This window comes from Salinisphaera sp. C84B14 (assembly GCF_040361435.1).
Taxonomy (GTDB): Bacteria; Pseudomonadota; Gammaproteobacteria; order Nevskiales; family Salinisphaeraceae; genus Salinisphaera.
In genome coordinates this window covers 60742-73533 of the sequence record NZ_APNL01000017.1, presented here as the reverse complement: position 1 = coordinate 73533, position 12792 = coordinate 60742, and the positions used below count along the sequence as shown (strand labels likewise).

General features: G+C 64.3%; 12 protein-coding genes. 5 read left to right on the top strand and 7 right to left on the bottom strand.

Annotated features, from left to right (window positions below; translation table 11 throughout):
• The first annotated feature begins 30 nt into the window (after window positions 1-30).
• Together fadA and C84B14_RS14460 are read left to right on the top strand one after the other, a co-directional pair.
• Window positions 31-1209 (top strand): acetyl-CoA C-acyltransferase FadA, encoded by a 1179-nt coding sequence (fadA, locus tag C84B14_RS14465; RefSeq protein ID WP_348766289.1) that lies wholly within the window; start codon window positions 31-33, stop codon window positions 1207-1209.
• A gap of 131 nt (window positions 1210-1340) precedes the next feature.
• The gene (locus C84B14_RS14460) at window positions 1341-2285 is read left to right on the top strand and encodes an OmpA family protein (protein WP_353225127.1); all 945 of its coding nucleotides are present in this window, start codon (window positions 1341-1343) and stop codon (window positions 2283-2285) included.
• A gap of 15 nt (window positions 2286-2300) precedes the next feature.
• Here the strand turns inward: C84B14_RS14460 and C84B14_RS14455 are convergent, their stop codons facing one another.
• From C84B14_RS14455 to C84B14_RS14435, 5 genes are all read right to left on the bottom strand, one after another.
• Entirely contained in the window at window positions 2301-3149 is an 849-nt protein-coding gene (locus C84B14_RS14455; protein ID WP_353225125.1) for an energy transducer TonB, read from the bottom strand.
• A 7-nt stretch (window positions 3150-3156) separates the two neighbouring features.
• Window positions 3157-3570 carry an ExbD/TolR family protein gene (locus tag C84B14_RS14450; protein WP_348766292.1) on the bottom strand — a complete coding sequence of 138 codons (414 nt, stop codon included), beginning with the start codon at window positions 3568-3570 and terminating at the stop codon, window positions 3157-3159.
• A 3-nt stretch (window positions 3571-3573) separates the two neighbouring features.
• Window positions 3574-4023 (bottom strand): ExbD/TolR family protein, encoded by a 450-nt coding sequence (locus tag C84B14_RS14445; RefSeq protein ID WP_348766293.1) that lies wholly within the window; start codon window positions 4021-4023, stop codon window positions 3574-3576.
• Window positions 3986-4693: a MotA/TolQ/ExbB proton channel family protein gene (locus C84B14_RS14440; RefSeq protein WP_353225123.1), complete on the bottom strand. Its 708-nt coding sequence runs from the start codon at window positions 4691-4693 to the stop codon at window positions 3986-3988. Before C84B14_RS14440 ends, C84B14_RS14445 begins: the two co-directional genes overlap by 38 nt.
• A 63-nt stretch (window positions 4694-4756) precedes the next feature.
• Window positions 4757-5170, bottom strand: a complete 414-nt coding sequence (locus C84B14_RS14435) for a Tat pathway signal sequence domain protein (protein WP_353225121.1) — start codon at window positions 5168-5170, stop codon at window positions 4757-4759.
• Window positions 5171-5397: 227 nt separating this feature from the next.
• On the opposite strand from C84B14_RS14435, the gene C84B14_RS14430 reads away from it, so the two are divergent.
• Window positions 5398-6444 (top strand): Glu/Leu/Phe/Val dehydrogenase family protein, encoded by a 1047-nt coding sequence (locus C84B14_RS14430; protein ID WP_353225119.1) that lies wholly within the window; start codon window positions 5398-5400, stop codon window positions 6442-6444.
• A 108-nt stretch (window positions 6445-6552) separates the two neighbouring features.
• Here the strand turns inward: C84B14_RS14430 and C84B14_RS14425 are convergent, their stop codons facing one another.
• The gene (locus C84B14_RS14425; RefSeq protein WP_348766297.1) at window positions 6553-7383 is read right to left on the bottom strand and encodes an aldo/keto reductase; all 831 of its coding nucleotides are present in this window, start codon (window positions 7381-7383) and stop codon (window positions 6553-6555) included.
• Window positions 7384-7764: 381 nt separating this feature from the next.
• Between C84B14_RS14425 and C84B14_RS14420 the strand changes: the two genes are divergently transcribed.
• Window positions 7765-9060: an NTP/NDP exchange transporter gene (locus C84B14_RS14420; protein WP_353225117.1), complete on the top strand. Its 1296-nt coding sequence runs from the start codon at window positions 7765-7767 to the stop codon at window positions 9058-9060.
• Complete coding sequence (locus C84B14_RS14415; protein WP_353225115.1) at window positions 9057-10019, top strand: aldo/keto reductase; 963 nt, start codon at window positions 9057-9059, stop codon at window positions 10017-10019. The genes C84B14_RS14420 and C84B14_RS14415 overlap by 4 nt, the downstream gene beginning before the upstream one ends.
• A gap of 131 nt (window positions 10020-10150) precedes the next feature.
• On the opposite strand, the gene clpB is transcribed toward C84B14_RS14415, so the two are convergent.
• Complete coding sequence (gene clpB / locus C84B14_RS14410; RefSeq protein WP_353225155.1) at window positions 10151-12730, bottom strand: ATP-dependent chaperone ClpB; 2580 nt, start codon at window positions 12728-12730, stop codon at window positions 10151-10153.
• Window positions 12731-12792 lie beyond the last annotated feature (62 nt).

Genomic DNA, 12792 nt, shown 5'->3' with positions numbered 1-12792 from the left:
GTTCGGCTCAACCAGTTTCGAGAGAAAATCATGCAAGACATTGCCAAGCAGGACATTGTGATAGTTGATGCGGTACGTACCGCGATGGGCCGCTCCAAGGGTGGCATGTTCCGTAATACCCGTGCCGAAGAGCTGTCGGCAGCGCTGATGAAAGCGTTGCTGGAACGCAATTCGGCGATCGACCCGGAAACCGTCGAAGACGTGATCTGGGGCTGCGTGCAGCAGACCAAGGAGCAGGGGCTCAACATCGGCCGCAACGCCGCCCTGCTGGCGGGGCTGCCGCACGCGGTCGCCGGCCAGACGGTCAACCGCCTGTGCGGTTCCTCCATGCAGTCGATTCATACCGCGGTAGGTCAGATCGCCGCCGGGATCGACGGGATCTTCATCTGCGGCGGCGTCGAGCACATGGGCCATGTGCCCATGGACTACAACGTCGATATCGCCCCGCAGTTGTCCAAGCACGTCGCCAAGCCTGCGGCGATGATGGGCCTGACCGCGGAAATGCTGGCCAACATCCACAGCATCGATCGTGAAGCCCAGGACACGTTCGCCCTTAACTCGCATCAGCGGGCGCACCGGGCCAACGTCGAAGGCGAGTTCGACGACGAAATCGTACCGGTCAAGGGCTACGACGCCGACGGCCATATGTTCATGGCCAAGCGCGACGAAGTGGTGCGGGCCGATGCCAGCATGGAAGGCCTGGGCTCGCTGCGTCCGGCGTTCAATCCGCGCGGCGGCACGGTCACGGCGGGCAACTCCTCGGCCATTTCCGACGGTGCGGCTGCCGTGCTGGTCATGTCGGCAGGCAAGGCCCAGGAACTGGGTCTCAAGCCGATGGCCCGTATCCGCGGCATGGCCGTGGCCGGCTGCGATCCTTCCGTGATGGGTCGCGGCCCGGTGCCCGCGAGCAAGAAAGCGCTCGAACGTGCGGGCGTAAGTCTCTCTGATATCGACTATTTCGAGCTCAACGAAGCGTTCGCGGCACAAAGCCTGGCGGTGCTCAAAGAACTCGGTATCGAAGATCGCCAGGACGTGATCAACGTTCGTGGCGGTGCCATCGCCCTGGGCCACCCGCTGGGTACCTCGGGTGCACGCATCACCGGCGCGCTGGCGCATATCCTAGAAGACAAGGATGCCACCATGGGTCTGGCCACCATGTGTATCGGCATGGGCCAGGGCATCGCGACGGTGATCGAGCGGGTCCGTTAGGGCGGGCTCGAAAAGCGTCGTATCAAGAGCCGGTGGCGACACCGGCTCTTTTTTTGCATAGCAGCTTCTGGCGCGCACGCGATAGGCAATATGCGCCTGACAGGACGGCGCAGCGCGGTTAATATCGCCGCATGACCAAGTATTCGCTTCGCCTGCTCGTTTTCGCCCTCGTCTGGATCGGCGCCGCGGCGTCCGCCAATGCGCAGCAGACCCCGCCAAGCCCCGGCGTTGCCGCGCCGCCCACGGCACGAATCGTATCCAGCGAGCAGCAGGATTTTGCGACCTATCCGCTTATCGTCGATCGTATCGCCCAGCGCGGCGGCATCAACGGTAATATCTCGGCCACCCGCACGGTGGAAGGTGCACTGACGCGCATCACTTACGAACTGGCCGACAACGCCGACATCGAACAGGCGGCGGCCGGCTATGCGCAACGCCTTGGCCGGGCCGGTTTCGATATCGTCTACGACTGTGAGGCCGACGGCTGCGGCCCCACCTTTCTGCGCGCATCGCCGGGCTATCGTATCGACGCCGAGCGTTTTGGCGGTCGCGGTGCCAAGCAGCAATACATGGCGGCCCACAAGGCCGATAGCGGCGGCGATATCTATGTCGGCATCCAGATTGCCGCCAGCGGGCCGGGGGTCGTGGTGCAGGTTGATACGCTACGGGTGAAACCGCGCGAAATCGGCGCCATCGCGGTCAATGCCGCGCAGATGGCCAACGATCTGGATACCCAGGGCCGGGTTGCGCTCTACGGCATCTTTTTCAATACCGACAGTACCCAGGTCAAGCCCGAGTCGCGCCCCACGCTCTCCGAGATTGCCAAACTCATGGCCGAGAGACCGGATCTGAGACTGCTTGTGGTGGGGCATACCGACAGCCGCGGCAGCTTCGATTACAACATCGACTTGTCGCAGCGCAGGGCGGGCGCCGTGGTCAACGCCCTGGTCACCCGTTACGGCGTGGATACCGACCGACTCAAGCCCTGGGGCGTTGGCTATGCCGTGCCCCGGGCGAGCAACAAAAGCGACGTGGGCATGGCCGAGAATCGCCGCGTCGAGCTGGTGGTCTGGTAAGCGCGGGCGACCCGGCTAGCGCAGCGAAAACACCACGGGTACCACCAGTTCGAGACGGTTGCGACGCATGGATGCCGGCATCCGCGGCAAGGGCTCGGCGCGCGTAAGCATTTGTTCAGCGGCGCGGTCGAGCAGCGCCGAACCGGAACTCTGGGTAATGCGCCGGCTCACGATCCGACCGTTTTGATCGACCACTATATACAGGCGGACGGTGCCTTCTATTTCGCCCTGGCGCGCGGCTGCCGGGTACTGCTTGTGGCGGGAAAGCCAGGCCCGTAGCCGCACGATGTAGTCATCGGTGGATTCGTCGCTCGTGCCATAGGCGCCGTTGGCGTCGCTTTCGACGTCGCGCGTTTCGGTGCGGGCAATCTCGGGGGCCTGGGCGGTGACCTGTTCGCTCGGCTCGACAGCGTCGGTCGCGTTGATGGGCGCCACGGCGACGGCACTGGCGGGCTCGGCGGCCGGCGCGATCGTCGGCGCAGCCTCGATCATATCGGCCGAGGGGCTCGGAGCGCCGGCAGTCGAGGCCATGGGGCTCGCGGCCGGTTCCGGGCCGATATTGGCGACCGTTTCTGCCACCTCCGGCGGCGCGACGGCGGTCGAATCGGGGGCGCTCGCCTGGCTTGCGGGCGGCGCGCCGGCGGCCGCGACCTCGGGTTTGGGCGCATCCACGGGTGCCTCGGCGGCCATGGCTTGCGGCGGCGGACCGGGGTCGAGTCGGTCGAGTGAAACCATGACCCCCTCTGGCGACTCGGGCGCTTGGTTGCGACTGAATCCGCCCATCAGGAACACGATCAGCAGCAGCACGTGCAGACCGGCCGCAATCGCCAGCGCGAATAACCATTGGCGCTTGGATATACCCATGCCTGCGTTATTCCGGGGCCAGTGTGATCAGCCGCAGCTTGTGGCCGCCGGCGTCCCGCAACGCCTGCATCACGGCGACCACGCGGGTGGCGTCGCCGTCACCGTCGGCCTTGAGTCGCAGGGCGAGATCGGGGTCGGCTTCAAGCGCGTCGCGGGCGCGTTCCTCGAGCGCGTCGAGTTCGATCGGCTGACCGTCGATCGCGATCTCGCCGTCTGCGGCGATCTGTATCTCCAGGCCGTCCCGGCGCGCCTGGGCCTCGCTTTGCGACACCGGCGGCTGAATATCGAAGGCCTGCGGCGAGGCCAGGCTGCCCGCCAGCATGAAAAAGATCAGCAGCAGGAATACCACGTTGGTCAACGGCAGGATCGAGTCGTCCCCGTTGATACGCGAGCGCCGAGTGCGCGAGAAGTGCATGGCCATCGTCTAGCGCCGGCTGCCGCTGCCGGCCGCTTCCATCAACGAGAGTTGCTTCACCCCGGCAGCGGAGAGCGCGTCGAGTATGCGTACCGCGTCCTGAAGCTTCACACGCTCCGCGGGGCGCACCAGCACGCGCCGGTCGGGCGCATCGGCCAGTGCAATACGCACCCGCTGTATCAGCTCGTCCATGCCCACGTACTGACCGGCGAAACGCACCCCGTCCAGGCGTACGTCGACGAGCAGGGCACCTTCCACCGCCGGCGCGGCGCTGCCTTCGGCCGGGGTGTCGAGCACGATCGAATGCAGGTCGAGAAAGCTCGATGCCAGCATGAAGAACAGCAGCAGGATAAAGACCACGTCGATCAACGGCGTCAGGCTGATCAGCGATCGCCGCCGCCGGGACGCCTGCAGGCGCGCGCTAAACGAACGGGGTGCGCTTGCTGTGTTCGTCGTCATCGTCGCGGGCGGTGGCTGCGGGCGTACTACGGGTCAGATCGGCGGTGAATACGCGGGTTACGACGCTGTCCATTTCATGTGCACAGCGATCGACGGTGCGCTCGAGCCAGTTCAGGGCCACGATCACCGGCATGGCCACGGCCAGGCCGACCGCAGTGGTCAGCAATGCCTGCCAGATACCGCCGGAGAGCACGGCAGGGTCGACCTGACTGCCGGCCTGTTCGAGATCGCGAAACGCTTCGATCATGCCCAGTACGGTGCCGAGCAGGCCCAGCAGCGGCGCCAGTGCGGCAATGACCTCGAGCGGGCGCAAATGGCTGCGCAGCGACTCGAGCATATCCCCGCCGTATTGAAGAATATCTTCGCGCAGTATGCCCTCGGCGACGCCGCTGCGCTGGCGCAGCTCGATCGCGCGGGCCAGGGTGCGGGCCGTGGGGTTGGGCGAGCGCTTTGCGCTTGTGACCGCGGCGCTCGCATTGCCGCCGCGATAGAGTTCGAGGGCGTTGCGGGCGGTACGCCGATCGTTGATGCGCACCCGCCGGAACTGAAAGATCTTGGCCAGTACGATCGTGATCGCCACCAGCGACATCAACAGCAGCAGGACAACCACGGTCCCGCCCAGTGCAATGATGTCGGCGGCGCCGGAAATAGCGTCTAGTAACGAGTTCACGTGTTCGCTCCGGGTCGTGAATACGTGGTCAGCGGGGGCGGGCAGGGCATCGCGTCGCCGTAATCACTTGATGAACGGCACGTTGCCGCGTTGCGAGACCGACAGCAGCGACAGGCAGTCGTCGCGCGCGCCCTGCTCGGAACGGCACTGGAGCACGTCGTTAAGCAGCATCTGGCCGATGTCGTCACAGGCCAGGTTCTTGATATCGAAAACCTTGATGCTGGTCTTGTTACGGGCCATGGGGCCGATCTGCACGGCCAACCGGCGGGCGACGATGCCGTCGTTGTCGAACATCACCACGTCGAGCTGGACATCCTCAAAGGTCGAATCCGTAAGGTTCTGGGTGACCAGATAGGCTCGACAGGCGCCATCGACCGGTTCGAGCTTGTTGAGCTCGACATCGATGCCGCCGGCCTGGGCCGAAGCCGTAGCGCTTGCAAGCACGAGAAAGGCAGCGATCAGTGCACGTATGACCATAATATATGTCCCAAGCCCGAGCATCGGCGCGATGCGCAGCGAACAGCGGATTGCGCAGGCGCGCCGTCGGCCCCGAGCAGAACGCCCGCCTGTGCCTGTCGTCATGATAAACCCTTGCCAGTATTGCTGTTGCCCCGCGCGGGCGCAACCATCGCCCGCCGGCATCGACAGCGGCCGGGCAGAGCGGCAGACTTCTGGCTGATGCATTCATTGAGCAGGAGTGAGTCTTGAGCGTTTTCACGCAGATGGCCGCAGCGGGTCATGAGCAGGTCTGTCATATCAGCGACGCCGACACCGGCCTGCGCGCGATCGTGGCCATCCATTCGACCACGCTTGGACCGGGGCTCGGCGGCGTGCGAATCCGCGAATACGAGAATGAACAGGCTGCGTTGACCGACGTGCTGCGCCTGTCGGAGGCGATGAGCTACAAGGCCGCCTGTGCGGGTTTGCGCTGTGGCGGCGCCAAGGCGGTCGTGATGGCACCGTTTCCGCGTGATCGCGAGGCCGGCATGCATGCGCTGGGTCGGGCGGTCGACGGGCTGGCCGGGCGCTATGTGGCCACCGAGGATATGGGCATGAGCGAGTCGGATATCGCCTTGCTCAACGAAGTGACCCCGCATGCCGTCGGGCGCAGTCTGGAAGCCGGCGGCTCGGGTGATCCGTCGCCGCATACCGCCGACGGCGTGATCGCCGGCATGCGCGCGGCCCTGCGCGCGGCCGATCGGCCGGTCGAATTCAAGGGCCTGCGGGTTGCGGTCCAGGGCTGTGGCCACGTGGGCCTTGCGATCGTCGAGCGCCTGATTGCGGCGGGCGCGCAGGTATGGGCTTCGGATATCAACGACGAAGCCTGCGAGCAGGCGGCCGCGGCCGGTGCCGAAATCGTCGATAACGATCGCATTCATGCCCAGGACGTGGATATCTTTGCACCCAGCGGGGTCGGCGCCATTCTCGACGAGCGGCGTATTTCCGAGCTCGAGTGTGCGATCGTGGCCGGGGCGGCCAACAACCAGCTGGCCACGCCCGAGGACGGTATGCGCTTGGCCGAGCGCGGCATCGTCTACGCGCCGGACTTCGTGATCAACGCCGGCGGGCTGATCAACGTCAGCGACGAACTCGATAGCGAAGGCTACAACGCCGAGCGGGTGCGTTTTCGCGTGGCGTCGATCGAAACCACGCTGGACGAAATCTTCGAACAGGCCCGGGCGGAGCGTCGGCCGCCGGAAGCGGTGGCCGTCGACATGGCCCATACGCGTATCGCGGCCGGCGCGCGCTAGCTGGAGCCAGCCTATACGCCTGGCCTGTGACGTCTATCGATGTGACAAGCAAAAAGGCCGCGCCCGATTCGGGCGCGGCCTTTTCTTTTTCGCGGGCAGAACGTTTCTTTAGGCCGCGTTATCCCACTCGGGCGCGAAGGAGGGGTTGATGATGCGGCCGTCTTCGGAATGCAGCGCTTCGATTTCGCGCATCTCTTCCTCGGTCAGTTCGAAATCGAAGATCTCGAAATTGTTGGTCACATGCGCCTTCTTCGACGAGCGCGGGATGACCACCACGTCGCCGTGCTGGATCAGCCAGCGCAGGGCGACCTGGCCGCCGTTCTTGCCATGCGCCTTGCCGATGCGTTCCAGCGTCGGTTCGCTGAATACACGACCCTGGGCCAGCGGGCAGTAGGCGGTCAGCGCCATGCCGTGTTCGGCGACCTTGTCCAGCACCGGCTTCTGGCTGATATAGGGATGGAATTCCACCTGGTTGGTAGCCAGCGGCGCGGCGGACTGGCCCACTGCTTCCTCGATGAGGGTGGTGGTGAAGTTGCTGATGCCGATATTGCGTGCCAGACCCTGTTCGCGGACCTCGTTGAGCGCGCCCAGCGTTTCCTTGAGCGAGATGTCCGGATTCGGCCAGTGCAACAGCAGCAGGTCGACATAGTCGGTATCGAGCTTTTTCAGGCTTTCGCGTACGGATGCCTGCAGGTCGCCGTCGGCGAACTGGTCGGTCCAGACCTTGGTGGTCAGGAAGATGTCTTCGCGATCGAGTCCGGATTTCTTCAGGCCGCGGCCCACCGCCTCTTCGTTCTTGTACATCTGGGCGGTATCGATATGCCGATACCCTACGTCCAGTGCGTGGGCGACCATCGATTCCGCGTCCGCCGGTTCCAGCTCGAACGTACCGAACCCGATCGCCGGGATTTCTGCGCCGTTTGCGTTGACGTATTGCATACAAGACTCCTGTTTCGTGTCGCCAGCTTAGGGAAGCTCTGCATAACCTCTCGCGGATCGCGTTCGAGTCCTCACAGACGGTGCGGCAAGGCGTCCGGGCGCAGCGCCTGCCTTTCTGGCAGGTCAAGCCTGGCAACGCAGCCGCGGCGCCTGTGAGGCCGAACCCCTTCGGGGCCGCCGGCTTTGCGCGCGCTTGATCGGCGTCAGTGTTCGCTACCGTGCAGCAAGCACGCTACGCTCTCACGTCCTTGTCAATCACGCGCAAAGCACGCCGGCGCGACCGTGACAGGTTGTGCAGAGCTTCCCTAGGTAAGGTCTATTACTCATGCTTTCAATCGCGGCAGGCGGTATGCACAACACCTTCTCGCAGCAGGCAAAGATATGACCGGCCGGCTCGCACGGGCCCTCAAGCTCGAGCGCGGCGAATTCGGGCCGGTGGCCTGGTCGTTTGCCTATTTCTTCTGCCTGCTGTGCGGCTACTACATCCTGCGCCCGCTGCGCGATGAGATGGGCATCCAGGGCGGGGTGGACGCGCTGGCCTGGGTGTTCTCGGCCACGTTCCTGCTCATGCTGGCGGTGGTGCCGGCCTTTGGCTGGGCCGTGGCGCGCTTTTCGCGGCGCGGCGTGGTGATCGCCAGCTATGGTTTTTTCGTCGTCAACCTGCTGGTGTTCTTCTTGTTGCTGCGCGCCGAGGTCGCGCCGACCTGGGTCGCGCGCGCGTTCTTCGTATGGGTGAGCGTATTCAACCTGTTCGTCATTTCGCTGTTCTGGAGCGTGATGAACGACATGTTCGACCAGGCCCAGGCGCTACGTCTGTTCGGACTGATTGCGGCGGGCGGCAGTCTCGGCGCCATCGCCGGTCCGGGCCTGACCACGCTGCTGGTCGAATACCTCGGGCCGGTCAATCTGTTGCCTTTGTCGGCGGCGTTGCTGATTGCGGCGGTGGTCTGTGCGCTGCAGGTCATGCAGTGCACCGGTGGCCGCAGCGGCGCGCCGCCTGCTGCCCGCGTGCGCAGTGAAAGCGTATGGGCCGGCGCGACCCATGTGGCCCGTTCGCCGTACCTGCTCGGCATCTGTGTGTTCATCGTGTTCTATTCGGCGCTGTCCACGTTCTTGTATTTCGAACAGGCACGCATCGTCGAGAACGCCTTTGACGACAGCGCACAGCGTACCCAGGTGTTCGCGGCGATGGACCTGGCCACCAACAGTCTGACCCTGGCACTACAGTTCTTTGCCACGGCGCGCCTGGTGGCCTGGCTGGGCCTGCCGATCGCCCTGGCCATGATTCCGGTCGCGGTCGCGGCCGGCTTTGCTGCGCTGGGCGTGGCGCCGACGCTCGCGGTGCTGGTGGTCTTCCAGGTGGCGCGGCGTGCCGGCAACTATGCAATCACGAAGCCGGCCCGCGAAATGCTGTTTTCGGTGGTCAGCAGCGAAGACAAGTACAAGGCCAAGAACTTCATCGACACCGTCGTCTATCGCGGCGGCGATGCAGCCAGCGGCTGGCTTTTCACCGGTTTATCAGCCGTCGGGCTCGGCCTGTCGGCGCTGGCCTTTGCCGCAGTACCGCTGGCAACGCTCTGGGCGCTATGCGGCCTCATGCTCGGGCGCGCACGCCGTGCCCGCGAACAGGCAAACCACGAACATACCCCAAACCAACTGCACCGAGGTGGACTATGAGCCGAGATGATTCGATATTCGACAAGCCGTTCAGCCGTCGTCGCCTGCTCGGCTATGGCGTGGCCGGGGCCGGGCTGGCTGCGATGCCCTGGCAGCTTTCGCTGGCTGCGCAGATCGAGGCCGAAGCCGCCGACCAGGCCATGCGCCAACGCGCCATCCCGGCCACCGGCGAAAAGATTCCGGTGATCGGCATGGGCTCGTCCGGTTCCTTCGAAACCCGCGACCCCGCCACGCAGGCGGATCTGGCCGAGGTGATGAAGCAGTTCGTGGCCATGGGCGGCACGCTGGTCGATACCTCGCCGTCCTATAGCAACGCCGAAACCAATATCGGCAATATCGCCCGGCAAACCGGCGTACGAGACCAGCTGTTCATGGCCACCAAGGTGCGCAAGCGCAGTCGCGAGCAGACGCTGGACCAGTTTCGTGCCTCCATCGATGCGCTGGGTGAGCCGATCGATCTGCTGCAGATCCACAACTTCATTGGTCTGGACAACCAGTGGGCGACGCTCAAACAACTCAAGGAAGAGGGGCGGGTGCGCTATATCGGCATCACCCATTATCTGACCAGCGCCTTCGACGAGCTGGAACACCAGATGGCGACCAAGGACATGGACTTTGTCCAGTTCAACTATTCGATCATCACGCCCGATGCCGAAAAACGGCTGCTGCCGCTGGCCGCCGACCACGGCATTGCGGTGCTGGTGAACCGCGCCTTCAACGATGGCCGCATATTCGGCCAGACCCGGGGCCAGGCGCTGCCCGAGTACGCGAAGGAATTCGACTGCTTCTCCTGGGCCCAGTTCGCGCTCAAATATGTGCTTGCCAACGAAAGCGTCACCGCCGTGATTCCGGCCACCAGCGACCCGAAACACCTGCGCGATAACATGCATGCCGGCTACGGCAAACTCCCTGATGCTCAGATGCGCAAGCGCATGCGGGAAACGATCGCCGAGCTGTGACCGGGCCGCACGCGGTTGCTGTCAGCGGGACACTGGCGTTCTCGGCCTGGCGCTAGGCAAAACGGCCTGCATGAAAAAACTCACCCGCGCTACAACCGTAGGCGCGGGTGAGTTCGGCTTGGCCGCCTTCGTTATGCGGCCTTGTCGAAATGCAGCGCGGTGTCCTCGCCGAGATCGACCTTGACCGTATCGCCGGCCACGAACTCGCCGGCCAGTATTCGCTTGGCGAGCGGGTTTTCCACCAGCGTCTGGATCGAGCGCTTGAGCGGGCGTGCGCCATAGACCGGGTCGAAACCGGCTTCGGCGAGCTTGTCGAGCGCGGCATCGCTGACCTCGAGCGTGAGTTCGCGTTCCGCCAGGCGCTGATGCAGTTCGCGCATCTGGATCCTGGCGATCGAACGGATTTCGCTCTGGCCGAGCGGGTGGAACACCACCGACTCGTCGATACGGTTGATGAATTCGGGCCGAAAATGCTGGGCAACGACTTCCATCACCGATTCGCGCATGGTGTCGTAGCTGGTGTCGGACAGCTCCTGAATGAGCTGGCTGCCCAGATTCGAGGTCATCACGATCACGGTATTACGAAAGTCCACCGTGCGTCCCTGGCCGTCGGTAAGCCGGCCGTCGTCGAGCACCTGCAACAGGATGTTGAACACATCGTGATGCGCCTTCTCGACTTCGTCGAGAAGGATCACGGAGTAGGGCTTACGGCGCACGGCCTCGGTGAGATAACCGCCCTGTTCATAGCCTACATAGCCCGGCGGCGCACCGATCAGGCGCGCGACCGAGTGTTTTTCCATGAACTCGGACATATCGATACGCACCATCGCCGATTCGCTATCGAACAGGAAGGTGGCAATCGACTTGCACAGCTCGGTCTTGCCCACGCCGGTGGGGCCGAGGAACAAAAACGAGCCGATCGGCCGGTTCGGATCCGACAATCCCGAGCGCGAACGCCGGATGGCGTCGGATACCGCCGAGACCGCTTCGTCCTGGCCGATCACGCGCTCGTGCAGCGAATCCTCCATGCGCAGCAGCTTGTCGCGCTCGGCTTCGAGCATGCGATTGACCGGGATGCCGGTCCAGCGCGACACGATCTCGGCGACTTCTTCGTCCGTGACGTTGTTGCGCAACAGCTTGGTGGCCGCCGGTTTTTCCTCGGCTGCCTGGGCTTCGGCCAGTTCGCGTTCGAGCTGCGGGATGCGCCCGTATTGCAGTTCCGACATGCGGTCGAAATCGCGGGCGCGCTGGGCCGCCTCGAGTTCCTTCTTGGCCTGTTCGAGTTCTTCGCGTTTGTTGGCGGCACCGGCAACCGACGCTTTCTCCGATTTCCAGATTTCTTCCAGATCGGAATACTCGCGTTCGAGGTCGTCGATTTCCTCGTCGAGCTTATCCAGCCGGCTCTTGGAGCCCTCGTCGGATTCCTTGGACAGCGCCTGCTTCTCAATCTTGAGCTGGATGAGACGACGATCGAGCCGGTCCAGCTCTTCCGGCTTGGAATCGATTTCGATACGGATCTTCGAGGCCGCCTCGTCGATCAGGTCGATCGCCTTGTCGGGCAGCTTGCGATCGGTGATATAGCGCTGCGACAGCTTGGCCGCGGCAATGATCGCACCGTCGGTGATATCCACACCGTGATGCACTTCATAGCGTTCCTTGAGCCCGCGCAGGATGGCGATGGTGTCTTCCAGATCCGGCTCGTCGACCATCACTTTCTGGAAGCGACGTTCCAGCGCCGCGTCCTTTTCGATGTTCTCGCGGTATTCGTTGAGCGTGGTCGCGCCGATGCAGTGCAGCTCGCCACGGGCCAGGGCGGGTTTGAGCATGTTGCCCGCATCCATCGAGCCCTCGGCCTTGCCGGCGCCCACCAGTGTATGGATCTCGTCGATGAACAGGATGATCCGGCCTTCCTGCTTGGACAGGTCGGAGAGCACGCCCTTGAGACGGTCCTCGAACTCACCGCGGTATTTGGCGCCGGCAATCATGCCGCCGAGGTCGAGTACCAGCACGCGCTTGTCGCGCAGCGATTCCGGCACTTCGCCGTTGATGATGCGCTGGGCCAGCCCTTCGACGATGGCGGTCTTGCCCACGCCCGGCTCGCCGACCAGAGTCGGGTTGTTCTTCGTGCGGCGCGAAAGCACCTGGATCACGCGGCGGATTTCCTCGTCGCGGCCGATCACCGGGTCGAGCTTTCCCTGTTCGGCGCGCTCGGTGAGGTCGATGGTGTATTTGTCGAGCGCGCCGCGCTGCTCCTCGGCGTTGGCGTCGTCGACGTTTTCGCCGCCGCGGATCTTGTCGATCTGTGCGGTCAGCTTGTCGCGGGTGGCGCCGGCGTTCTTGAGGATGGTGCCGGCTTCGGACTTGTCCTCGAGCGCGGCGAGCACGAACAGCTCGCTGGAGATGAACGAATCGCCGCGCTTCTGGGCCAGCTTGTCCGACAGGTTGAGTACGCGCACCAGCGCCTGGCCGGCGCCCACGTCGCCCGTGGCCTGGCCCACGGTGGGCAGATCGTCGAGCGCCTTGAGCAGGCGGTTACGCAGGTCGCGCACGTCCAGCCCGGCGCCGTCGAGCAGCGGGCGCACGGTGCCACCTTCGGTATCGAGCAGCGCCAGCAGGACGTGCACCGGCTGGATTTCGTTGTGGTCACGGCCCACGGCCAGGCTCTGGGCCTCGCCGAGAGCGCTTTGGAGCTTGCTGGTGAGTTTGTCCATTCGCATGTGGTGCTATCCCTCTTTGACTGGTGTGGCACAGCGATTGCGATGGCTGTGCCCGG

Excerpts from the sequence above, each read along its gene's own strand:
- fadA (WP_348766289.1), top strand. The coding sequence starts at position 31 with ATGCAAGACATTGCCAAGCAGGACATTGTGATAGTTGATGCGGTACGT.
- C84B14_RS14460 (WP_353225127.1), top strand. The coding sequence starts at position 1,341 with ATGACCAAGTATTCGCTTCGCCTGCTCGTTTTCGCCCTCGTCTGGATC.
- C84B14_RS14455 (WP_353225125.1), bottom strand. The coding sequence starts at position 3,149 with ATGGGTATATCCAAGCGCCAATGGTTATTCGCGCTGGCGATTGCGGCC.
- C84B14_RS14450 (WP_348766292.1), bottom strand. The coding sequence starts at position 3,570 with ATGGCCATGCACTTCTCGCGCACTCGGCGCTCGCGTATCAACGGGGAC.
- C84B14_RS14445 (WP_348766293.1), bottom strand. The coding sequence starts at position 4,023 with ATGACGACGAACACAGCAAGCGCACCCCGTTCGTTTAGCGCGCGCCTG.
- C84B14_RS14435 (WP_353225121.1), bottom strand. The coding sequence starts at position 5,170 with ATGGTCATACGTGCACTGATCGCTGCCTTTCTCGTGCTTGCAAGCGCT.
- C84B14_RS14425 (WP_348766297.1), bottom strand. The coding sequence starts at position 7,383 with ATGCAATACGTCAACGCAAACGGCGCAGAAATCCCGGCGATCGGGTTC.
- C84B14_RS14420 (WP_353225117.1), top strand. The coding sequence starts at position 7,765 with ATGACCGGCCGGCTCGCACGGGCCCTCAAGCTCGAGCGCGGCGAATTC.
- C84B14_RS14415 (WP_353225115.1), top strand. The coding sequence starts at position 9,057 with ATGAGCCGAGATGATTCGATATTCGACAAGCCGTTCAGCCGTCGTCGC.
- clpB (WP_353225155.1), bottom strand. The coding sequence starts at position 12,730 with ATGGACAAACTCACCAGCAAGCTCCAAAGCGCTCTCGGCGAGGCCCAG.